This is a genomic window from Enterobacter cloacae complex sp. P40C2, from assembly GCF_014930695.1.
Lineage (GTDB): Bacteria > Pseudomonadota > Gammaproteobacteria > Enterobacterales > Enterobacteriaceae > Enterobacter > Enterobacter pasteurii.
Map to the genome: position 1 here is coordinate 1 of NZ_JADBRP010000009.1, position 21,180 is coordinate 21,180.

Below are 21,180 nucleotides of genomic sequence, written 5' to 3' on the forward strand. Positions count from 1 at the left end.
CGCTGTAATTCATTTATTTTCCTGAAACAACATTCGTCGCTTTCGGTAAAAAAATTACTGGGGATCCCTCAGCCCACCGGGAGAAGGCGCGAACAAAAAAAACGGTAACGCCTGTTACCGTTTTTTTTACCTGGCAGCCGCCACCGGGCAACGTTCTCAATCCCGGCGCGCGATATCCGCAAATTGCGCGTCCAGCATTTTCGCCAGATCGCCGGCGGCCAGCTCGATATCCAGCCCGCGTTTGCCGCCAGAAATATAGATCGTCTCAAATTCCTGTGAAGGGGCATCGATCAGCGTCGGCAGGCGTTTTTTCTGCCCCAGAGGGCTGATGCCGCCCACGAGGTAGCCGGTGGTACGTTGCGCAACCGTCGGGTCCGCCATATCCACCTTTTTCGCACCCAGCGCCTTGGCGACTTTCTTCAGGTCAAGCTGTCCGGCGACGGGCGTTACCGCCACGGCGAGGTGCTTCATGTCCCCGTTCACCGCGACCAGCAGCGTTTTATAAACCCGGTCCGCGTTCAGCCCCAGCTTGCGCACCACTTCATCACCAAAGTTGGTTTCGTTCGGATCGTGATCGTAGGTGTGGATCCGGAAAGTAATGTTGTTTTTTTCGAGTAATTTAACGGCGGGAGTCATGGCTATCCTTCCTGCGACAGACGATTAATGCCAGCAGCATTCGCCTGACGTTTGTCTAAAAAATAGCACCATCTTGCGCAATAGTATTGGCAGTGATGGTCACTTTGAGCGACAATCGGCTCAACCGAAGGTCACTTCGGCATAATAAAAACGATGAAATTCCTCTTTGACGGGCCAATAGCGATATTGGCCATTTTTTTATTTCAGCAGCGACGGCAGGTTCCCTTCTCCGTACAAATGCAGCGCGCCAACCGCGACAACATAGTGACCGGCAGGCAGGGCGTGCAGCGTTTCCCGCCATGCGCGGTTGCGCGCGTTCATCAGTACGTCATACAGCGATTCGCTGAACGTCGACGGTAGCGCAAGCCTGCTTCCCGTGGGCGGTGCATCCAGCCACCAGCCAATCATCGTTTGCAGCAGACGCGCGTTGGTGTGCCAGTGGGTCAGGGTGTCATCCAGCAGCATCAGGCCGTCATCGGGAAGCTGTCGCAGGAGAGCGATCTGGCTGTCCGTGCCTTCCAGTTCGATGACCGGGAGGTTGCGCGCCCTTGCCGCGTTAAGCAGCTGATAGTCTATTCCGAAATCGCCGCGTAGCCCAAGGCGCTGCGCCTGTGTCGCCTGCAACACCATGGCAATTTGCCACAGGGGCAGGGTGTCGAGCATGGAGAGCGAGACCCCGGTTTCGTCCGTGAGGCGCGTCAGTTCGCTAAGCTGCGCTTCGCTGAGGCGTTCCGCAAGAGGGCGGTCGCTCTCCAGCCCCGCAAACGGTGACTCATGACCCGAGATATCGGCCTCAACGACCAGCGCGTCGGCGTTCCTGAGCAGTTTTATCAGGCCGGCTGGCAGCGGGGACATGTCCTGCGTGCCCATATGGATGCTGCCAACGAGGTGCAGATGTTGCCCGCCGGGAAGAGAGATATCCATACCGGGCCAGGGATAGCGACGGGGGAAAAGGGCGCGAAACGATGCTTTTATACGATTAAACAGACCCATACGCGCTCCATGAACGGAAAGGTTCATGCTAGCGCGTAGGAGAACAAGGTTCAATCCTTCGGTTTAAACCGCAGCAGACGGTTGGCGTTACTCACCACGGTAATTGACGAGAGCGCCATCGCCGCACCCGCAACCACCGGGTTCAGCAGGGTGCCGGTCAGCGGCCACAAAATGCCGGCAGCAATCGGAATGCCCAGCGAGTTATAGACGAACGCTCCGAGCAGGTTTTGCTTCATGTTGCGCAACGTGGCTTTCGATATCGCCAGCGCATCCGCCACGCCCATCAGGCTGTGGCGCATCAGGGTTATCGCGGCGGTTTCAATGGCGACGTCGCTCCCGCCACCCATGGCAATTCCCACGTCAGCCTGAGCCAGCGCCGGAGCGTCGTTGATGCCGTCACCCACCATCGCCACCTGACGACCTTCGTCCTGCAGCTTCCTGATGGCGTCCGCTTTGCCATCCGGGAGTACGCCAGCGATTACCTCGTCAATGCCTGCTTCTTTGGCGATGGCGTTAGCGGTGGTCGGATTATCGCCGGTCAACATCACCAGGCGGTAGCCCGCACGGTGCAGGCGCTGAAGGGCGTCCACGCTGTCCTGGCGTAGCGGGTCGCGCACGGCAAGCAGCGCCGCCGCCTGACCATCAATCGCCAGCAGAACCGGCGTCGCGCCCCGCGAAGCCTGCGCGTTCAGCTCATCTTCGAACGCGGACGTATCAACACCGTTTTCATTCAGCAGCGCCTGATTACCCAGCAGCAGCGCGTGCCCTTCGGCTTCACCGCTGACGCCTGAACCTCGCAGCGTGCGGAAGTTGCTTACCTGCGGCAGGCGGATAGTTCCGGCCTTCTCCGCGATGGCGCGGGCCAGCGGGTGGCTGGAACCTTGCTCCAGCGCGGCGGCAAGGCGCAGCGCGTCAGCCTCCGGGAAGCCAGCGGTTTTTACCGCCACCACCTGCGGCTTGCCTTCGGTCAGCGTACCGGTTTTATCAAAGACAATCGTATCCAGCGTGCTCGCCCGCTGCAGCGCATCGGCATCACGGACCAGCACGCCAAACTCGGCGGCGCGCCCGACGCCAGAGATAATCGACATCGGCGTTGCCAGGCCAAGCGCGCAAGGGCAGGCGATGATTAGCACCGTGGTGGCGATTACCAGGGTGTAGACAATCTGCGGTGCCGGGCCGAAGAAATACCAGATTGCCGCGCTCAGCAGGGCAATACCGACTACCACCGGCACAAAAATGGCGGAAATTTTATCGGCAAGCTGACCAATCTCCGGCTTGCTGCTCTGGGCCTGGCGGACCATGCGAATGATGCGCGACAGGGTAGTGTGGCTACCGACGGCGCTGGCGCGGAACAGCACGCTGCCGTCCTGCACCACCGTACCCGCATGCACCGCGTCGCCCTGCGATTTCTGCTGAGGAACGGGTTCCCCGGTCAGCATCGCTTCATCAAGCCACGCGTCGCCCTGGGTGATTTCACCGTCAACGGGCACGCGGTCGCCGGTGGTCAGGCGCAGCGTCATACCCGGCTGTACCTGGGCGAGCGGCACGCTTTGCTCCCCGTTGTCCGTCACCACGCGGGCCGTCGGCGGGGTTAAATCGAGCAATCTTTCCAGCGCCTTCGACGAGCGCTGACGAGCGCGCGCTTCCAGCATATGGCCCAGGTTAATCAGGCCGATAATCATCGCGCTGGCTTCATAATAGAGATGGCGGGCTTCCATCGGGAACCACTGGGGCCAGACGTTTACGCTCATCGAGTACAGCCAGGCGGCGCCCGTTCCGAGCGCGACCAGCGTATCCATCGTCGCCGTGCGGTTTTTCAGGCTTTTCCAGGCGCTGGTATAAAAATGGCCGCCTGCAAACACCATCACCGCAAGGGTAATGAGGCCAATCACCAGCCACAGCGTGCGGTTATCAGCGGTGACCATCATGTTGTCACCCATCATGCCCCACACCATCACCGGCATACCGACCAGCAGGGCGACAATCGCCTGCCAGCGGAAGCGCTTCATGGTAGCAATAGCCGTTTCCTGCTGGCGCTCGCGGCGCTCGGCATCGTCTTCGATGGCCTCAGCCCCGTAGCCCGCTTTTTCCACGGCCTGCACTAAATCTGCGGCGGAGGCACTGCCCATCACCAGCGCGGTGCGCTCCGCAAGGTTTACCCGTGCCTGTGCGACGCCCGGAACCGCCTGAAGGGCATTCTGTACGCGTGAAACGCAGCTGGCGCAGCTCATGCCGTTGATCAGCAGCTGTTGGCTGTCATCAATATCATCCGCTGCCGGAAGCTCAGGAGTGGCCGCTGTCAGTGCTTCCGACGGGGATGATGACTCTGCCAGCGGTTTAGCCTTTGGGTGGCTTAACTCCGCCCCGTAACCGGCCTGCTTAATGGTATCAATCAGGGCGTCGGCGCTGGCGCTGCCGGTTACGGCGGCACGATCGATAGTCACCTCTGCGCTTTCGACGTCAGGACGCTGTTCCAGGCTTTCTTTAACGCGTTTGACGCAGTGGCCGCAGGAGAGGCCATCCAGCGTCAGGTCAATAGTGTGAGACATAACAAAACTCCCGTATAATAGTCTGGTCAGTTGTTGACCGGAGTAACGCTTTTCGCTAACTGTTATGAAGGTTAAACCTTCCATCAAGGGGAAGGTCAAGGGGGAAATGTGAATATCAGTGATGTTGCGAAAAAAACCGGCTTAACCAGCAAAGCGATTCGCTTTTATGAAGAAAAAGGGCTGGTGACGCCACCGTTGCGCAGTGAGAACGGCTACCGCAGCTATACGCAACTGCACCTTGATGAACTGACGTTACTGCGCCAGGCAAGACAGGTGGGGTTTAACCTCGAAGAGTGCGGCGAGCTGGTTAACCTGTTTAACGATCCGAAGCGCCACAGTGCGGACGTGAAAAAACGCACGCTGGAAAAGGTGGCAGAGATTGAACGCCACATCATCGAGCTACAGGCGATGCGCGAACAGCTGCTGCAGCTGGCTGAATCCTGCCCGGGGGACGACAGCGCCGAATGCCCGATTATCGATAATCTTTCCGGCTGCTGCCATCGTAAAACGCATGCTTAACAGGCCTTAACCCGCAGGGTTATCCCTTCCACCGCAATGACCTCAACCCGCGTTCCGGCGCTGAGGTCATCGTCGGCCATCACCGGCCACGAGCTGTCGCCCACGCGCATATGGCCGCGTCCGTTGATCAGCGCGGTATCGAGCGTAAACCGTTTACCCACGATCTGCTGCCCGCGCTGGTTGAGATGCGCATCGACCGGTTTCTGCGCCTGTACCCGTTTGTTCAGCCAGCGCCACCACAGCCAGGCGGCCACCAGCGTCAGGCCGGCAAACAGGGCGCCCTGCCACTCCCAGCCGACAGGCAGCAGCCAGACGAGCAGCCCGGTAATCACCGCGGCAACGCCGCTCCAGAGCAGGTAACCGTTGCCGCCAAGCATCTCGGCGGCCAGCAGCAGGCCGCCAAGGCTTAGCCAGAACGCATGAGGATGTGCAACGATGAGCTCAATCATTTTTTACGCTCGTTTCCGCTGTCTTTGATCAGTTCGGTAATCCCCGCGATAGAGCCCATCAGGCTGCTGGCGTCCAGCGGCATCATCACCACCTTGCTGTTGTTCGCGGAGCCAATCTCCTTCAGCGCATCGGTATATTTTTGTGCGACGAAGTAGTTCACCGCCTGAATGTCCCCGGCGGCGATCGCCTCTGACACCATCTGCGTGGCGCGCGCTTCTGCTTCTGCGGAACGTTCACGCGCTTCCGCCTGCAGGAAGGCGGACTGCCGCTCGCCCTCGGCTTTCAGGATCTGCGACTGTTTTTCCCCTTCCGCTTTGAGGATCTCGGCCTGACGCACCCCTTCGGCTTCCAGAATATAGGCACGCTTGGTACGCTCGGCCTTCATCTGGGCGTTCATGGAGGCGATCAGCTCTGCCGGTGGGCGCACGTCGCGGATCTCAATGCGGGTGACCTTAATCCCCCACGGATTGGTTGCCTGATCGACAATATGCAGCAGGCGGGTATTAATGCTGTCGCGCTGGGAGAGCATCTCATCCAGCTCCATCGAGCCAAGCACGGTACGGATGTTGGTCATCGTCAGGTTGACGATGGCCAGCTCCAGGTTGCTCACCTCATAGGCCGCTTTCGGCGCGTCAATGACCTGAATAAAACAGACCGCGTCGATGGTGACGTTGGCGTTATCCTTCGAAATGACTTCCTGCGAAGGGATATCAAGCACCTGCTCCATCATGTTGATCTTGCGGCCAATTCGGTCCATGAACGGGACGATCAGGCTTAACCCAGGCTGAAGGGTGGTGGTATAACGGCCAAAGCGCTCAACGGTCCACTGGTAACCCTGCGGAACAATCTTGACGCCTGCGCCAACGATAACCAGCGCAACGAAAATAAGTACGGGTATAACGATGAGCATAAAAACCTCCTGTTTTGCATGCTGTAACGAGAAAAACGGCGTAATTGTTGAACGTAAGTATATCGGCTAACGGGCTGGATTTCGCCCCTGTAAAGAGGTGGGAACCGGACTGGTAAAAATAAAACGCCCCGCCCGGAGAGCAGGGCGCAGAATATTAGTTTTCTGAGTGGGTGTAACTGAAGTCGGTGATAAACCCGTCACCGGCGTCAGCAATGGCTTTCGATAACCCCTGATAGTATTTTTCCAGCCCGATGGCCTCTATCTGGCGGATCTGCTCGCGAATGGGGGCGCAAAACAGGATTGCGTTACCCGCGCCGACGCGTTTGTTATTGGGCGGCAGATCCCCCGCGATCGCCTTAAACCAGGTTCTGATCCCCTGCTTTAAGCTGTGCGGTGCCCTGGCGAGATCCTCCCGGCCGGTCAGCACCTGTAGGGTCGGAAATTCGTTAGCGTTAACGGCCGCTTTCATACGCGCGAAGAACGCGGTGAAAAGCTCGAATGAGCTGAGATCCGTAACGCGAGGCTTGGTGGTTTTGCCGTTTTTATTCCCCATTTTTCCGGCAGGCGCCGCGGGGGCCGGCACCACGTTGACCTTATGCAGGTCCAGACCAAACAGCAGGTTACAGTGCGCGCGGCGCTCTTTGAGCGGGTAGGACATCAGCACCTCGATAAACTCGGTCGCCTTTACCTCGGCCAGGTCATGGTTGATCAGCCACTGGGAGCGGGCAAATTCCGCAGGCGTGACGAACCAGTCCGGCACGTCGGTAAAGCGCCTGGATTTACCCTTGCCGTCAAATTCCAGAAAGTAGGCCCCGTCATCGAAAGCAAAATAGCAGTTCTTAAAGCTGCCAATCGTGGTGTTGACGATGAGCGCCTTCTTAACAAAATCGACCACCTCTGCACCCATAACAAAACGCGTGAGTTCCGAAGAATTGATGACTTCCATTAATGTTTCGACATCAGGAACGCCTGGCTTCAGGGAAGAAAACTCGTAAAAGATATGTGTCATGCGGCTTACTACCTGTAGTGATAGAGGTGACAATTAGCAAACAAAAAGTTTAACACTAGCCATAGCTTAAGGCTATTCGCACTGTGAACCTGAAAGGATTATGCTACAGGCTGTTCATACAAAAGCGGTTAATGGAATCGGAATGGATAATAAAAAAAATCTTCTGGATATCAGGGACGTTGGGTTTCGCGTGGGGGACAACACGATCCTTCAGCACGTCGATTTTTGCCTTGCACCGGGTGAGTTCAAGCTTATTACCGGGCCATCCGGCTGCGGCAAAAGTACGCTTCTCAAAATCGTGGCGTCGTTACTGAGCCCAACGGAGGGAACGATCCTGTTTGAAGGCAAGGATATCGCTACGCTTTCACCGGAACACTATCGCCAGCAGGTGTCCTACTGCGTGCAAACGCCGTCGCTGTTTGGCAATACGGTTTACGACAATCTGATTTTTCCCTGGCAAATCCGCAGCCAAACGCCTGAACCTGAGAAGTTTACCGCCGATCTGGCCCGGTTTGGGCTTTCGAAGGAGACGCTGACCAAATCGATCAATGATCTGTCGGGCGGGGAAAAGCAGCGCGTATCGCTGATCCGTAACCTGCAGTTCTTGCCGAAGGTGCTGTTGCTGGACGAGATCACCAGCGCGCTGGATGACGCCAACAAGCGCAACGTCAACGACATTATTCATCGCTACGCCCGGGAACAGCATATTGCCGTGCTCTGGGTGACGCACGATTCTAACGAAATTACCCATGCGGATGACGTCATCACGCTCGTGCCGCAGGGCGGAAAAATGCAGGAGGCTGGCCGTGGGTGAACATAATATAACGAACGAATCGCTGGCGCTGTCGATGGTGCTGGTGCTGGTGGCGATTGTAGTGAGCTACCGGGAAAAGCTGGGGCTGGAAAAAGACATCCTGTGGAGTATCGCCCGAGCGGTGATCCAGCTCATCATCGTTGGCTATGTGCTGAAATACATCTTCAACGTCAACCATGCGGTGTTGACCCTGCTGATGGTGCTGTTTATCTGCTTTAACGCGGCGTGGAACGCGCAAAAGCGCAGTAAATACATCGATAAAGCCTTTATCTCTTCGCTTATCGCCATCACTACCGGAACCGCATTAACGCTGGCCGTGCTGGTACTGTCCGGATCGATCGAGTTTACCCCGATGCAGGTGATCCCCATTACCGGGATGATTGCCGGTAACGCGATGGTGGCGGTGGGGCTGTGCTACAACAACCTGGGGCAGCGCTTCAGCAGCGAGCAGCAGCAGCTTCAGGAAAAGCTGAGCCTGGGGGCAACGCCGAAGGTGGCCTCGGCGCAATTGATCCGCGACAGCATTCGTTCATCGCTGATCCCAACCGTGGATTCCGCAAAAACGGTGGGGCTGGTGAGCTTGCCGGGGATGATGTCAGGGCTGATTTTTGCCGGCATCGATCCGGTCAAAGCGATTAAGTATCAGATTATGGTGACGTTCATGCTGCTCGCAACGGCGAGCCTGTCGACGATCGTTGCCTGCTACTTAACCTATCGGAAATTCTACAACTCACGTCACCAGCTGGTGGCGTCATCGTTGAAAAACGAGCGGTGAGGGGGCCCGGTAAGCGCGAGCGCTACCGGGCATCCGGCATCAGTACAGCAGCGCGTACAGCTGACGACGATACTTCGACGCCAGCGCGTCGCCGGTGCCGAGCGCCGCCAGGATATCCTGGAATACCTTACGCGCCTGCCCGTCTGCGGCGGCCAGATCCGTTTGCAGATGGCCGAACAGCAGGGCTAGCGCCTCTTCGTTGCGGCCGACCTGATGCAGCTGGAGCGCAAGCTGGCTTGCCAGCGCGGCATCCGCCGGGTTATCCGCCACCTGCTGCTGGAGCTGCTGAATTTCCGGGGTATCGGCCGCCTGCTTCAGCAGTTCAATCTGCGCCACCAGCCCCTGATAACGGGTGTCCTGATCCTGCATTGGCACCGTTTTCAGAACCGCTTCCGCGTCTTCCGGGCGGTGCAGCGCAATCTGGGTCTCAGCCAGCAGCAGACCAATCTGGCTGTTCTGATTCGATAGCTGCCACGCGTCTTTTAACAGCGGCAGCGCCTCGTCGTATTTACCTTCCTGCATCAGCGCCATGGCTTCCTGCGCCTTCAGCTCTTCTTCGCGCGGCAGGACTTTGTCCAGCAGGGCGCGGATCGCCTCTTCCGGCTGCGGCCCCTGGAAGCCGTCGACCGGCTGCCCGTTCTGGAACAGGTAGACGGTTGGGATCGCACGAAGGCCAAACTGGGAGGCCACCATCGGCTCGGCATCGCAATCCAGCTTCGCCAGGATGAACTGACCACCGTATTGCGCTGCAAGGCTTTCCAGGACTGGCGTCAGCTGCAGGCAGTGTTGGCTGCGTTCAGACCAGAAGTAGAACAGCACCGGTGTAGTCATCGACTGTTCGAGCGTCTGTTGCAGGTTAGCTTCAGTGATGTTGACGATATTCTGTACGGACATGCGGCATTCTCTTTTGTCGGTTTACTCTTTACATGGGGGTAAGCGTCGTCGCTTCAACTCAACCCTGCAAAATTTTGTCCATCATCCGTCCCGGCAGCAGGCGTTTTAACCAGCCGACGGCATGGGTCACCAGCGTGACCGGATAGCGCATTTTTGGGTTGTCGCTCTCGAAAGCGTGGCGTACTTTGGCGACAACCGCTTCCGGCCCAAGCGTAAAACGCGCGGCAATACCGGGGTTTTCGACCGGTTTGTCCGCCTGCGTCTGGTTAACGTTTTCCGTAAAGCGGGTGCGGATGGGGCCTGGCTCAATCAGGCTGACCTTGATCCCGCTGTGGCGCAGCTCCATGCGCAGCGCATCGGACCACGCTTCAAGGGCATACTTGCTGGCAGCGTAAGCACCGCGGCCCGGCGTGGAGATCAGGCCCATGACCGAGGAGGTCATCACGATACGCCCTTCGCCGTGCGGCAGCATGGCGGGGAGAAGGCGCATGGTGAGCTGATGCGCGCCGAAGACGTTAGCGGAGAACTGCTGCTCCAGCTGTTCCCGTGAGAGGGTCTGTAGCGGACCGTACACGCCGTAGCCCGCGTTGTTGAACAGGCCGTAAAGACGGTTGTTGGTCAGGGCGATGACCTCATCGGCGGCCTGCTCCACGCTCTCTGGCGAATCCAGATCCAGCAGGATGCCGGTAAGTCCAAGCCCTCTCATGCGTTCCACATCATCGGGTTTGCGGCAGGCTGCCAGCACCCAAAACCCCTGACGCTTCAGTTCAAGGGCGCTTTCAAGGCCAATTCCGCTGGAACATCCTGTTATTAAGACCGATTTTTGCATAACTTTACCTGTCAGGTTCTCAGCTGTTTGACGAGTCATGTTTTACTAAAGGTGCCAGCCGGGTTGCCATCCAGTCGGCAATAAACGGCTGGGCATCGCGATTGGGGTGAATGCCATCGTCCTGCATCCACTGGGGCTTGAGGTAGACCTCCTCCATGAAAAATGGCAGCAGCGGAATATCAAACTCTTTGGCAAGCTTAGGATAGATAGCGCTAAACGCCTCATTATACCGACGGCCGTAGTTAGCGGGCAGGCGAATTTGCATCAGCAGCGGCCGGGCGTTAGCGGCCTTAATCGTCTGCAGAATGGTACGCAGCGTTTGCTCCGTCTGCTGCGGCTGGAAGCCGCGCAGGCCGTCGTTGCCGCCCAGTTCAACCAGCACCCACCGCGGTTGATGCTGCTTAAGCAGGGCAGGCAGGCGCGATAAGCCCTGCTGCGACGTATCGCCGCTGATGCTGCCGTTAACGACAGACGTCCGGGACTGCCATTTGTCATTGAGCAGGGCGGGCCAGGCCGCACTGGCGGCCATGCGATAGCCCGCGCTCAGGCTATCGCCCAGAATCAATAACGTGTCCGCAGCCGCCGCGCGGAAGGTCATCAGCATCAAAAACAGGAAGGGCAAATGCCAGCGGAAAACATTGTTGAAGTTCATCGTCTTAAGAAGTCCGTCGGTCAGGGAGAACACGAGCTTTCCATCCTCACCGGAGTTGAACTCGTTGTCAAACGTGCCGAAACCATCGCCCTCATTGGTGAATCCGGTTCCGGCAAGTCCACGCTGCTGGCGATCCTGGCCGGTCTGGACGACGGCAGCAGTGGGGAAGTGAACCTTGTCGGCCAGCCCCTTCATGCGCTGGATGAAGAGGCGCGCGCCGCGCTGCGTGCCCGGCATATCGGGTTTGTGTTTCAGTCCTTCATGCTTATCCCAACCCTGAACGCGCTGGAAAACGTCGAGCTGCCGGGCCTGCTGCGCGGTGAAAATACCCGTGAAAGCCGCGACCACGCCAAAGCCCTGCTGGAACAGCTGGGGCTGGGAAAACGTCTCGACCACCTTCCGGCGCAGCTTTCCGGCGGTGAGCAGCAGCGCGTGGCGCTGGCCAGGGCGTTTAACGGACGCCCGGAGGTGCTGTTTGCCGATGAGCCTACGGGCAACCTCGACCGCAAAACCGGCGACAGAATTGCCGACCTGCTGTTTTCGCTCAACCGCGAGCACGGCACCACGCTGATTCTGGTCACCCACGATCCGCAGCTGGCCGCCCGCTGCGACCGCCGCCTGCGGCTGGTGAACGGTATTCTTGAGGAGGAAGCATGATTGCCCGCTGGTTCTGGCGCGAATGGCGCTCGCCCTCGCTGCTGATTGTCTGGCTGGCGTTAAGCCTGGCGGTAGCCTGCGTGCTGGCGCTCGGCAGCGTCAGCGACCGCATGGAAAAAGGGCTCAGCCAGCAGAGCCGGGAGTTTATGGCCGGGGACAGGACGCTGCAAAGCTCTCGCCCCGTGCCGGCGGGCTGGATCGAGGCAGCGCGCAAGGAGGGGCTGAAGGTAGGGGAGCAGATCACCTTCCAGACCATGACCTTCGCCGGTGATACGCCGCAGCTTGCCAGCGTGAAGGCCGTGGACGATATCTATCCGATGTACGGTGAATTACAAACCAGCCCGCCGGGGCTAAAACCGACCACCGGTACGGTGCTGCTGGCATCGCGCCTGATGGCGCTGCTGAACCTCAAGCCCGGCGACAGTATCGACGTTGGCGACGCAACCCTTAAAATTGCCGGGGAGGTAGTGCAGGAGCCCGACTCCGGGTTTAACCCGTTTCAGCTCGCGCCGCGTCTGCTGATGAACACCGCCGACGTGGCGAAAACCAGTGCTGTTCAGCCGGGAAGCCGCGTTACCTGGCGCTATAAGTTTGGCGGCACGCCTGCGCAGCTGGAGGCGTATGAAAAATGGCTCCTGCCGCAGCTCAAGCCGGAACACCGCTGGTACGGGCTGGAGCAGGATGAAGGGGCGCTCGGCAAATCCCTCGAACGTTCTCAGCAGTTCCTGCTGCTGTCGGCCCTGCTGACCCTGCTGCTGGCCATAGCGGCCGTTGCGGTGGCGATGGGGCACTACTGCCGCAGCCGTTACGATCTGGTGGCGATCCTCAAAACCCTCGGCGCGGGACGTGCGCAGCTGCGCAGGCTGATCGTCGGCCAGTGGCTGATGGTGCTGGCGCTGTCGGCCGCTACCGGCGGGGCGATAGGGCTGCTGTTTGAAAAGCTGCTGATGGTGCTGCTCAAGCCGGTGCTGCCCGCCGCGCTGCCCCCGGCCAGCCTCTGGCCGTGGCTCTGGGCCATCGGCGCGATGACGGTGATCTCCCTGCTGGTGGGGTTACGCCCGTACCGGCTGCTGCTCGCAACGCAGCCGCTGCGCGTGCTGCGCCGCGATGTGGTGGCGAACGTCTGGCCGCTGAAGTTTTACCTGCCGGTGATAATTGCGGTGGCGGTCGGGCTGCTGGCCTGGCTGATGGGCGGCAGCACGCTGCTGTGGGCGGTGCTGGCGGGCGCGGTGGTGCTGGCGCTCCTGTGCGGCGCGCTGGGCTGGCTGCTGCTCAGCCTGCTCAAAAAGCTGACCGTGAAATCGCTGCCCGTGCGGCTGGCGGTGAACCGTCTGCTGCACCAGCCGTGGTCCACCCTCAGCCAGCTTTCGGCGTTTTCGCTGTCGTTTATGCTGCTGGCGCTTCTGCTGGTGCTGCGCGGGGATCTGCTGGACCGCTGGCAGCAGCAGCTTCCGCCGGAAAGCCCGAACTATTTCCTGATCAACATCGCTCCTGAGCAGGTGACGCCGCTGAAGGGCTTCCTGTCCGAGCACCACATTATCCCCGAGTCGTTCTACCCGATCGTGCGTGCCCGGCTGACGCAGATCAACGGCCAGTCGACGGAGGGAAATAAAGATGAGTCGCTCAACCGCGAGCTGAACCTGACCTGGCAGGCGAAGCGGCCGGACCACAACCCGATTGTCGCGGGCAGCTGGCCGCCTGAAGCGGGAGAAGTCTCAATGGAGGAGGGGCTGGCGACGCGCCTGAACGTGAAGCTGGGGGATACCGTGACCTTTACCGGCGACACGCAGGACTTCAGCGCCAGGGTTAGCAGCCTGCGCAAGGTCGACTGGGAAAGCCTGCGGCCTAACTTCTTCTTCATCTTCCCGCCGGGCGCGCTGGACGGGCAGCCGCAGAGCTGGCTGACCAGCTTCCGATGGGAAAACGGCAACGGCATGCTTACGCAGCTCAACCGGGAGTTTCCGACGGTGAGCCTGCTGGACATCGGCGCGATCCTCAGACAGGTCGGGCAGGTGCTGGAGCAGGTGAGCCGCGCGCTGGAGGTGATGGTGGTGCTGGTGACGATCTGCGGCGTGCTGTTGCTGCTGGCGCAGGTGCAGGTCGGCATGCGTCAGCGTCACCAGGAGCTGGTGGTCTACCGCACGCTGGGCGCAGGCAAGCGACTGCTGCGCGCCACGCTCTGGAGCGAGTTCGCTCTGCTTGGGCTGGTGGCGGGCCTGGTGGCGGCCATCGGCGCGGAAACCGCGCTGGCGGTGCTCCAGTCGAAAGTGTTCGATTTCCCGTGGGAGCCTGACTGGCGGCTGTGGCTCACGCTGCCTGTCTGCGGCGCCGTTCTGCTGTCCCTGTGCGGCGGCTGGCTCGGTACGCGCCTGTTAAAAGGAAAAGCGCTGTTCCGCCAGTTTGTGAGCTAGTTTACCCTCGTGATGGTTACGCGCCGGCTTATGTGCTGGTGCGTAACCCTTTAACGGCACAAATCGTTAATCACCCTACGTTTAGTAGCACAAAACATTAAAAACCCGCCCACACAGTGCGAATATTTCCGGTTAATATTCACCAGCTAAATATTTAGCAGCGTGTCTATCAAGGAAAAATAATGACTATAAGAAAAACAGCGCTGGCGACAACGATCGGCGCAGCAGTGGCATTGGCTTCTTTCGCATCTCAGGCGGAAATCACCATTCTGAAACAGGATCCGCAGGCGGGTAACCCGCTGAGCCGACTGAACTTCACCGTTGGCGGCAGTATCCGTCCACAGTTCCAGAACATGACCGGCGATGACGGCAAAAACAGCTACAAGCGTAACGGCTTTGACGGCGGCACTCGCTTCCGTTTCGCAGCGGACTACTACCTGTTTGATGACATCAGCTGGATCACCTATTACGAGCTGGGTGTGAACATTCCGGCGCAGTTTAACTGGGATAATCACTACGCCGACGGCGCGCACGACACCTCTCGCCGCATGCTCTATACCGGCCTGAAAAGTGACACCTGGGGTACGCTGACCTTCGGCCAGCAGAACAGCGTGTACTATGACGTGGTGGGCGCAAAAACCGATATCTGGGACTACGACATGATCGGTCAGGCACCGGGTAACGGGATCAACGGCGACTACGACGGCTCTTATCGTTCACGTCAGATGCTGAAATACAAGAAAACCGTGGGCGATGCAGATATCTATGCCTCTTACCTGTTTGAGGACAGCGAATACCTGCCGGGCAACGGCCTGCGCTACAAGCGTAAAGGCGGCGGTTCACTGGGTATCGATTACCACCTGACCACCGATCTGACCTGGGGTGCCGCGTGGAACTACACCCGTGCCGACATGCGTAACCCGGACAACGGCGACAGCAAAACCTACGACCAGAATATCCTCGGTACCGCGCTGAGCTGGACGCCGGATAACTGGACCTTCTCCGCGGGCGGCGGCTGGTATCAGAACTTTATGACCACCAAAAAAGTGTCGGTTAACGACTACTTCGCCGGTGACGCATGGGGTATTGAATACTTTGCCGGCTATAAATTCCCGGTCGGTCAGTACGCGGTGAAATCCATCCAGCCGTACTTCATGGGCGACCGCATTGAGTACGTGAACGGACGTAACTACCAGCGCACCGACAACGGCGTGGGCATCAGCTTCCAGCTGGACTACGGTTTCCGCGTGGATTACGAACACGTGTTCACGTCCAGCACCGACAACCTGGGCGATATGAACCTGGTGCGTCTGCGTTACGACTTCTAAGGTCGAACCACAGGGTGTGGTCTGATGTCCTCACCCTGGCCCTCTCCCACGGGGAGAAGGAAAAACGCTTAAAGCGGCAACGTGGTTGCCGTCTTTTAGCGATTAAGCCAGTCAGCGACCTCGCCATACGTCCCGCGATAGACAATCTTCTCCGCCTTTTTCTCCAGCTGATAGCCGTACATCGGATCGTAATAGTCGTTCAGGAGCGGCGCAAGCCAGCTGAAGTGCGCGTCAGTGCTGCCGGTACGCTGCTGCTCGGCTAGGGCTGCGTCCAGCAGCGCCGTAAACTCCGCGAAGCGCTGCAGCCCGAGCCGGCGGCGAATGGCGAACAGGCCGTGATGCAGATACTCGCTGTACGCCTTCCAGCCCGCTTCTTCACCGTAGGCGGCAGAAAAATCCGCCCACATGTGGTCGAAATACTCCTCGCGCAGGCGCTCAAGACGGATCTCAAACGGATCTTCGACCACCACGATAGGGGCTTCAGCCATGCGGTCACGCAGGCATTCCGGCAGGTGGTTAGAGCCAATCATCCGGCCTTCATCCTCCAGCACCCAGCGCGCGGCATCTTTTTTCAGCAGCTCGACGGCAAGGTGATTCTCGAAGCTCGCCTGTGAAAGCTGCGGCGTGAGCGTGCGGCCAAACGATGAGCCGCGGTGGTGCGCCAGCCCTTCCAGATCGATACCCTGCGCATGCTGCTTCACCAGCAGCGTTTTTCCGTTTCCGGTGCAGCCGCCGATAAGCACCATCGGCTTTTGCGACTGCTCGGCGGTGACCTGAATCGCCGTCTGACGCAGGGCCTTATAGCCGCCGCGGATCAGCGGATAGTCGATACCCGCCTCCTTCAGCCAGGCCTGTGAAATATGCGAGCGCTGGCCGCCGCGCGCGCAGCACAGGTAGCCCTCAGGGTGAGCAAGGCAGGCTTCGCGCCAGGCGCCGATCCGCGCCTCACGCGTTTCGCCGTTTACCAGGCTATGGCCGAGCGCCAGCGCGGCGTCGGGACCCTGACGCTTGTAGCAGGTGCCGACGGCGGCGCGCTCGTCGTCGTTCATTAAGGGCAGGTTGAGTGCGCCAGGCATCGCACCCTGGGCAAATTCGATCGGCGCGCGAACGTCGATTAATGGGGTATCAGACGCGAGGATCGCGCGATAGTCCGTTCCATCGTTCATGGTGATTCCAGAAGAAAACTGAGCAGCAATGGGCGGGAATTGTACGCCGGGGAAGGGGAAGGTCAACTCCCCGGCGCAGATAGGGCTTACCTGAGCTTTGATTGTGCCCAGACAATGCCGCTCGCGTACTCTGGCGGCAGCAGAGGGACGATCGCTTCCAGGGTGGCGCTCAGGCGATCGGTATCGGTGTCGTTCAGGTTAAGGTGACCCACCTTACGGCCCGCGCGAACCTCTTTGTCGTACCAGTGCAGGTGCACCAGCGGCAGCTTCAGCCAGTCGTAGTTCAGATCGGTGCCGATCAGATTGATCATCACCGACGGGCTGGTTACCACCGGCTGCGGCAGGGGCAGGTCGGTAATGGCGCGCAGGTGCAGCTCAAACTGGCTGATGGAGGCGCCGTTTTGCGTCCAGTGGCCGCTGTTGTGTACGCGCGGGGCCAGTTCGTTAATCAGCAGACCCGACGGCGTGACGAAACACTCCATCGCCATAACGCCCACGTAGCCCAGCTCGTGCATGATGGCTGAAAGCATCTCCTCCGCCTGCGCCTGCTGGTCAGCATTGGCCTGCGGGAAGACGACGCTGGTGCGCAGAATACCGTCCTGATGCAGGTTGTGCGTGAGGGGATAAAACACCGTACGGCCGTCGTGGCCGCGCGCGCCAACCAGCGACACTTCGCCGCTGAAGTTAATGCCCTGCTCAACGATGCACTCGCCGTAGCAGTCATCCGGCAGCTCTGCGGTCTCGTGCGCGCGCAGACGCCACTGCCCGCGACCGTCGTAGCCGCCGACGCGCCGCTTCACAATCGCCAGCTCGCCCAGCATCGCAAAGACGTCGCTCCACTCGCTTTTATCGGACAGCAGCTGCCACGGCGCGGTTGCCAGCCCGAGCTTGTCGAAAAGCTGCTTTTGCGTCAGGCGGTCGGCAACGATCGGGAACACGTCGCGGTTTACAAAGGCGTTATGGCGCGCCAGTTCACGCGTCAGGGCGGTTTCCGGCCAGCGTTCAATCTCGGCGGTGATCACGCTCTGATGGAACGGCACGGCCTCCGGTTCGGCATCCAGCCCGACCGGCCAGACGGAAATACCCAGCGGTTCACCGGCCTGACGCAGCATACGGCCAAGCTGACCGTTACCGAGAACGCAAACCTGCTTCATGCCGCACCCCGCGGATCCGGGTTATCCAGCACCTCATCTGTCTGAGCTTTACGCCAGTCCGCCAGGCGCTGGTGGAGGTCTTTATCGTGGGTGGCAAGGATCTGCGCCGCCAGCAGAGCGGCGTTTGCCGCACCCGCTTTGCCAATTGCCAGCGTGCCGACGGGAATGCCGCGCGGCATCTGGACGATAGAATAGAGGCTGTCGACTCCGCTTAATGCGGCGCTCTGTACCGGCACACCCAGTACCGGCACCAGCGTTTTAGCGGCAATCATGCCCGGCAGATGTGCTGCGCCGCCCGCACCGGCAACGATCACCTCGTAACCGTTCTCTTCGGCGCTTTCGGCGAAGCTGAACATTTTGTCCGGCGTGCGGTGTGCGGAAACCACTTCAACGTGGTGCGGAACATTCAGGATTTCAAAGATTTCGGCGGCGAACTGCATGGTAGCCCAGTCGCTTTTGGACCCCATCACGATGGCGACACGCGCCGGATTATTGCGGGAAGACATGCGTCTTAAAACTCCTGTGGTGCGGAACACACTGCTTTCGAGGGCACAGAGAATAGCATGTAATACCGGCAAGGAAAACGGTTGCGTGGTTGAGAAATGGGCGAAAAGACGAGAAGCCGTTAAAACGGGAAGGAGATCAGCTCCACACCTTCCGGCGTCACTTTTACCATTGATCCTTCGCTGTGCCACGCGCCTAAAACCACGCGATGGGCGGGCTCGCCGTTGGCGACAAGGGAGTGCACGTCGGGGCGATGGGTATGACCGTGGATCAGCCACTGGACGCGATGCTTCTCCATCACGCTAACCACCGCCTGCGGGTTAACGTCCATGATGGTCATCGACTTACTGCTGTTGGCGGCTTTGCTGCCCGCGCGCATTCTGGCGGCGATGCGGCTGCGGATAAAGAGCGGCAGAGTGAGAAACAGTTTTTGGATCCACGGGGTGTGGACCCTGGCGCGAAACGCCAGATAGCCGGTATCGTCGGTGCAAAGCGTGTCGCCGTGCATGATCAACACCTTGCGGCCATAGAGGTCGAGCACCTGTTCTTCCGGCAGCAGCAGCATGCCGCTCTCGCGGGCATAGCGCTTGCCGATCAGAAAATCACGGTTGCCGTGAATGAAATAGCAGGGGACACCGTTATCAACCAGCGCTTTGATGGCGGCTGCCATTTCACGGTGCAGCGGGTTCGGATCGTCGTCGCCGATCCAGGCTTCAAACAGGTCGCCCAGAATGTACAGCGCGTCGGCGCTTTTTGCTTCACCGCGTAAAAAACGCAGAAAACCGGCGGTTATCGCCGGTTCTTCCGTTTGCAGATGCAGATCCGCAATAAAGAGTGTCGCCACGAATTATTCGCTGACGGTCACGCTTGTGATCACAACGTCTTCTTTAGGAACGTCCTGGTGCATGCCGCTGCGGCCAGTAGAAACGGCTTTGATCTTGTCGACCACGTCCATTCCTTCAACCACTTCTGCGAACACGCAGTAGCCCCAGCCCTGCAGGCTTTCGCCAGAGAAGTTCAGGAAGTCGTTGTCCGCCACGTTAATGAAGAACTGTGCGGTTGCAGAGTGCGGGGCCTGAGTACGGGCCATCGCCAGCGTACCACGGGTGTTTTTCAGGCCGTTGTTCGCTTCGTTTTTGATCGCTTCTTTGGTCTCTTTCTGGCGCATGCCAGGCTCGAAACCGCCGCCCTGGATCATAAAGCCGTTGATCACACGGTGGAAGATGGTGTTGTTGTAGAAACCTTCGCGGCAGTAGTCCAGGAAGTTTTTAACTGTTTCAGGCGCTTTGTCATCAAAGGTTTTGATTACGATATCGCCATGATTAGTGTGGAAAGTAACCATTTTTGCATCCTGTTCCGTTATTGTGGTGCGTCGACCCGTGCTCGGGTCACATATAGGGGCTTGTTATAGCATAACCACAGGACACGATCACCTTGCATTGTGTGCTGACCGTGCTCCCAATTATGGGTATTATAAGGAACAAACAATCCACACACGTGTTTACATGGAATCTTCGATGTTAAAAATCTTTAATACAATGACGCGCCAAAAAGAGGAATTTAAACCTATCCATGCCGGGGAAGTCGGCATGTACGTGTGTGGTATTACGGTTTACGATCTCTGTCATATCGGCCATGGCCGTACCTTTGTCGCGTTCGATGTGGTGTCGCGCTACCTGCGCTTCCTGGGCTATAACCTGAAGTATGTGCGCAACATCACCGACATCGACGACAAGATCATTAAGCGCGCTAATGAAAATGGCGAAAGCTTTGTGGCGCTGGTGGATCGCATGATCGCTGAAATGCACAAGGACTTTGACGCCTTAAATATTCTGCGCCCGGACAGCGAGCCGCGTGCAACCCACCACATTCATGAAATTATCGAGATCACCGAAAAGCTGATCGCGCGCGGTCACGCCTATGTGGCGGACAACGGCGACGTCATGTTCTCGGTGCCGACGGATCCAACCTACGGTGCGCTTTCCCGTCAGGATCTGGAGCAGCTCCAGGCCGGTGCGCGCGTCGACGTGGTTGACGTGAAGCGAAACCCGATGGACTTCGTGCTGTGGAAGATGTCCAAAGAGGGCGAACCAAGCTGGCCATCCCCGTGGGGCGAAGGTCGTCCGGGCTGGCACATTGAGTGTTCAGCGATGAACTGCAAACAGCTGGGTAACCATTTCGACATTCACGGCGGCGGTTCGGATCTGATGTTCCCGCACCACGAAAACGAAATCGCGCAGTCTACCTGCGCGCACGGCGGCGAGTACGTGAACTACTGGATGCACTCCGGGATGGTGATGGTGGATCGCGAGAAGATGTCTAAATCGCTGGGCAACTTCTTCACCGTGCGTGACGTGCTGAAGTATTACGACGCGGAAACCGTGCGCTACTTCCTGATGTCCGGCCACTACCGCAGCCAGCTGAACTACAGCGAAGAGAACCTGAAGCAGGCGCGCTCTGCGCTCGAGCGTCTGTACACCGCCCTGCGCGGCACCGACCGGTCTGTTCCGGCCGCAGGCGGCGAGGCGTTCGAAGCCCGCTTCATTGAGGTTATGAACGACGACTTCAACACGCCGGAAGCCTACTCGGTGCTGTTCGACATGGCGCGTGAGGTGAACCGCCTGAAGTCAGAGGACATGGCAGCGGCCAATGCGCTGGCGTCTCATCTGCGTAAGCTCTCTTCCGTGCTCGGCCTGCTGGAGCAGGAGCCGGACGTGTTCCTGCAAAGCGGCGCGCAGGCGGACGACGGCGAAGTGGCGGAAATCGAAGCGCTGATTAAGGCGCGTTTCGAGGCGCGTCAGGCGAAAGACTGGGCGGCAGCGGATGCGGCGCGTAACCGTCTGACCGAGATGGGTATTATTCTGGAAGACGGCCCGCAGGGTACCACCTGGCGTCGTAAGTAATTCTGGTGCGCGCTGATGCCCTCACCC

Annotated in this window: 21 protein-coding genes; 7 read left to right on the forward strand and 14 right to left on the reverse strand. The window is 59.0% G+C overall.

Going from position 1 to position 21,180, the window contains the following annotated elements; translation table 11 throughout:
• Positions 1-156: 156 nt before the first annotated feature.
• From ybaK to copA, 3 genes are all read right to left on the reverse strand, one after another.
• On the reverse strand, positions 157-636 hold the full coding sequence (gene ybaK / locus IM304_RS15455) for a Cys-tRNA(Pro)/Cys-tRNA(Cys) deacylase YbaK (protein ID WP_176611017.1): 480 nt from the start codon (positions 634-636) through the stop codon (positions 157-159).
• 198 nt (positions 637-834) lie between these two features.
• The gene (locus tag IM304_RS15460; protein ID WP_193355936.1) at positions 835-1,629 is read right to left on the reverse strand and encodes a TraB/GumN family protein; all 795 of its coding nucleotides are present in this window, start codon (positions 1,627-1,629) and stop codon (positions 835-837) included.
• Between the two features lie 50 nt (positions 1,630-1,679).
• Positions 1,680-4,178 (reverse strand): copper-exporting P-type ATPase CopA, encoded by a 2,499-nt coding sequence (gene copA, locus IM304_RS15465; RefSeq protein WP_193355937.1) that lies wholly within the window; start codon positions 4,176-4,178, stop codon positions 1,680-1,682.
• Positions 4,179-4,286: 108 nt separating this feature from the next.
• Here copA and cueR point away from each other — a divergent pair, with 108 nt between their 5' ends.
• On the forward strand, positions 4,287-4,697 hold the full coding sequence (gene cueR, locus IM304_RS15470) for a Cu(I)-responsive transcriptional regulator (RefSeq protein WP_017383222.1): 411 nt from the start codon (positions 4,287-4,289) through the stop codon (positions 4,695-4,697).
• Here cueR and IM304_RS15475 read toward each other — a convergent pair.
• From IM304_RS15475 to IM304_RS15485, 3 genes are all read right to left on the reverse strand, one after another.
• Complete coding sequence (locus IM304_RS15475) at positions 4,694-5,146, reverse strand: NfeD family protein (RefSeq protein ID WP_193355938.1); 453 nt, start codon at positions 5,144-5,146, stop codon at positions 4,694-4,696. The genes cueR and IM304_RS15475 overlap by 4 nt on opposite strands.
• Complete coding sequence (locus IM304_RS15480) at positions 5,143-6,057, reverse strand: SPFH domain-containing protein (RefSeq protein ID WP_148419404.1); 915 nt, start codon at positions 6,055-6,057, stop codon at positions 5,143-5,145. Before IM304_RS15480 ends, IM304_RS15475 begins: the two co-directional genes overlap by 4 nt.
• 154 nt (positions 6,058-6,211) lie before the next feature.
• Positions 6,212-7,066 (reverse strand): hypothetical protein, encoded by an 855-nt coding sequence (locus IM304_RS15485; protein ID WP_193355939.1) that lies wholly within the window; start codon positions 7,064-7,066, stop codon positions 6,212-6,214.
• A 142-nt stretch (positions 7,067-7,208) separates the two neighbouring features.
• Here IM304_RS15485 and fetA point away from each other — a divergent pair, with 142 nt between their 5' ends.
• Complete coding sequence (fetA, locus tag IM304_RS15490; protein WP_193355940.1) at positions 7,209-7,880, forward strand: iron ABC transporter ATP-binding protein FetA; 672 nt, start codon at positions 7,209-7,211, stop codon at positions 7,878-7,880.
• Entirely contained in the window at positions 7,873-8,655 is a 783-nt protein-coding gene (fetB, locus tag IM304_RS15495; RefSeq protein ID WP_193355941.1) for an iron export ABC transporter permease subunit FetB, read from the forward strand. Before fetA ends, fetB begins: the two co-directional genes overlap by 8 nt.
• Before the next feature lie 39 nt (positions 8,656-8,694).
• Here fetB and IM304_RS15500 read toward each other — a convergent pair whose 3' ends face one another.
• The 3 genes from IM304_RS15500 to tesA are packed head-to-tail and all read right to left on the reverse strand — an operon-like array spanning position 8,695 to position 11,030.
• On the reverse strand, positions 8,695-9,549 hold the full coding sequence (locus IM304_RS15500) for a co-chaperone YbbN (protein ID WP_148419400.1): 855 nt from the start codon (positions 9,547-9,549) through the stop codon (positions 8,695-8,697).
• Positions 9,550-9,607: 58 nt separating this feature from the next.
• Entirely contained in the window at positions 9,608-10,417 is an 810-nt protein-coding gene (locus IM304_RS15505) for an SDR family oxidoreductase (protein ID WP_193355942.1), read from the reverse strand.
• The gene (gene tesA / locus IM304_RS15510) at positions 10,398-11,030 is read right to left on the reverse strand and encodes a multifunctional acyl-CoA thioesterase I/protease I/lysophospholipase L1 (protein ID WP_148419398.1); all 633 of its coding nucleotides are present in this window, start codon (positions 11,028-11,030) and stop codon (positions 10,398-10,400) included. Before tesA ends, IM304_RS15505 begins: the two co-directional genes overlap by 20 nt.
• Here tesA and ybbA point away from each other — a divergent pair.
• From ybbA to IM304_RS15525, 3 genes are all read left to right on the forward strand, one after another.
• Complete coding sequence (gene ybbA, locus IM304_RS15515) at positions 11,001-11,687, forward strand: putative ABC transporter ATP-binding protein YbbA (protein ID WP_193355943.1); 687 nt, start codon at positions 11,001-11,003, stop codon at positions 11,685-11,687. The two genes, tesA and ybbA, sit on opposite strands and share 30 nt — an antisense overlap.
• Positions 11,684-14,098, forward strand: coding sequence for a putative ABC transporter permease subunit YbbP (ybbP, locus tag IM304_RS15520; RefSeq protein ID WP_193355944.1), 2,415 nt, complete (start codon positions 11,684-11,686; stop codon positions 14,096-14,098). The genes ybbA and ybbP overlap by 4 nt, the downstream gene beginning before the upstream one ends.
• 182 nt (positions 14,099-14,280) lie before the next feature.
• On the forward strand, positions 14,281-15,426 hold the full coding sequence (locus IM304_RS15525; protein ID WP_148419395.1) for a porin: 1,146 nt from the start codon (positions 14,281-14,283) through the stop codon (positions 15,424-15,426).
• A gap of 95 nt (positions 15,427-15,521) precedes the next feature.
• Here IM304_RS15525 and mnmH read toward each other — a convergent pair whose 3' ends face one another.
• The 5 genes from mnmH to ppiB all read right to left on the reverse strand — a co-directional run bounded on the left by mnmH (position 15,522) and on the right by ppiB (position 19,592).
• A complete protein-coding gene (mnmH, locus tag IM304_RS15530; RefSeq protein ID WP_193355945.1) occupies positions 15,522-16,592 on the reverse strand; it encodes a tRNA 2-selenouridine(34) synthase MnmH in 1,071 nt (356 codons plus the stop codon).
• An 86-nt stretch (positions 16,593-16,678) separates the two neighbouring features.
• On the reverse strand, positions 16,679-17,746 hold the full coding sequence (gene purK, locus IM304_RS15535) for a 5-(carboxyamino)imidazole ribonucleotide synthase (RefSeq protein ID WP_176611004.1): 1,068 nt from the start codon (positions 17,744-17,746) through the stop codon (positions 16,679-16,681).
• A complete protein-coding gene (purE, locus tag IM304_RS15540) occupies positions 17,743-18,252 on the reverse strand; it encodes a 5-(carboxyamino)imidazole ribonucleotide mutase (RefSeq protein ID WP_193355946.1) in 510 nt (169 codons plus the stop codon). The genes purK and purE overlap by 4 nt, the downstream gene beginning before the upstream one ends.
• Positions 18,253-18,371: 119 nt before the next feature.
• Positions 18,372-19,094, reverse strand: coding sequence for a UDP-2,3-diacylglucosamine diphosphatase (gene lpxH / locus IM304_RS15545; protein ID WP_193355947.1), 723 nt, complete (start codon positions 19,092-19,094; stop codon positions 18,372-18,374).
• 3 nt (positions 19,095-19,097) lie between these two features.
• Positions 19,098-19,592 carry a peptidylprolyl isomerase B gene (ppiB, locus tag IM304_RS15550; RefSeq protein WP_000256009.1) on the reverse strand — a complete coding sequence of 165 codons (495 nt, stop codon included), beginning with the start codon at positions 19,590-19,592 and terminating at the stop codon, positions 19,098-19,100.
• A gap of 175 nt (positions 19,593-19,767) precedes the next feature.
• Here ppiB and cysS point away from each other — a divergent pair, with 175 nt between their 5' ends.
• The gene (gene cysS, locus IM304_RS15555) at positions 19,768-21,153 is read left to right on the forward strand and encodes a cysteine--tRNA ligase (protein WP_176611001.1); all 1,386 of its coding nucleotides are present in this window, start codon (positions 19,768-19,770) and stop codon (positions 21,151-21,153) included.
• Positions 21,154-21,180: the final 27 nt, after the last annotated feature.

Bases quoted from the DNA above. Each gene is read 5' to 3' on its own strand.
- cysS (WP_176611001.1), top strand. From the start codon at position 19,768: ATGTTAAAAATCTTTAATACAATGACGCGCCAAAAAGAGGAATTTAAA.
- tesA (WP_148419398.1), bottom strand. From the start codon at position 11,030: ATGAACTTCAACAATGTTTTCCGCTGGCATTTGCCCTTCCTGTTTTTG.
- copA (WP_193355937.1), bottom strand. From the start codon at position 4,178: ATGTCTCACACTATTGACCTGACGCTGGATGGCCTCTCCTGCGGCCAC.
- IM304_RS15525 (WP_148419395.1), top strand. From the start codon at position 14,281: ATGACTATAAGAAAAACAGCGCTGGCGACAACGATCGGCGCAGCAGTG.
- ppiB (WP_000256009.1), bottom strand. From the start codon at position 19,592: ATGGTTACTTTCCACACTAATCATGGCGATATCGTAATCAAAACCTTT.
- ybaK (WP_176611017.1), bottom strand. From the start codon at position 636: ATGACTCCCGCCGTTAAATTACTCGAAAAAAACAACATTACTTTCCGG.
- fetA (WP_193355940.1), top strand. From the start codon at position 7,209: ATGGATAATAAAAAAAATCTTCTGGATATCAGGGACGTTGGGTTTCGC.
- IM304_RS15480 (WP_148419404.1), bottom strand. From the start codon at position 6,057: ATGCTCATCGTTATACCCGTACTTATTTTCGTTGCGCTGGTTATCGTT.
- mnmH (WP_193355945.1), bottom strand. From the start codon at position 16,592: ATGAACGATGGAACGGACTATCGCGCGATCCTCGCGTCTGATACCCCA.
- IM304_RS15460 (WP_193355936.1), bottom strand. From the start codon at position 1,629: ATGGGTCTGTTTAATCGTATAAAAGCATCGTTTCGCGCCCTTTTCCCC.
- IM304_RS15505 (WP_193355942.1), bottom strand. From the start codon at position 10,417: ATGACTCGTCAAACAGCTGAGAACCTGACAGGTAAAGTTATGCAAAAA.
- ybbP (WP_193355944.1), top strand. From the start codon at position 11,684: ATGATTGCCCGCTGGTTCTGGCGCGAATGGCGCTCGCCCTCGCTGCTG.
- purE (WP_193355946.1), bottom strand. From the start codon at position 18,252: ATGTCTTCCCGCAATAATCCGGCGCGTGTCGCCATCGTGATGGGGTCC.
- IM304_RS15485 (WP_193355939.1), bottom strand. From the start codon at position 7,066: ATGACACATATCTTTTACGAGTTTTCTTCCCTGAAGCCAGGCGTTCCT.
- IM304_RS15475 (WP_193355938.1), bottom strand. From the start codon at position 5,146: ATGATTGAGCTCATCGTTGCACATCCTCATGCGTTCTGGCTAAGCCTT.
- ybbA (WP_193355943.1), top strand. From the start codon at position 11,001: ATGCCAGCGGAAAACATTGTTGAAGTTCATCGTCTTAAGAAGTCCGTC.
- purK (WP_176611004.1), bottom strand. From the start codon at position 17,746: ATGAAGCAGGTTTGCGTTCTCGGTAACGGTCAGCTTGGCCGTATGCTG.
- IM304_RS15500 (WP_148419400.1), bottom strand. From the start codon at position 9,549: ATGTCCGTACAGAATATCGTCAACATCACTGAAGCTAACCTGCAACAG.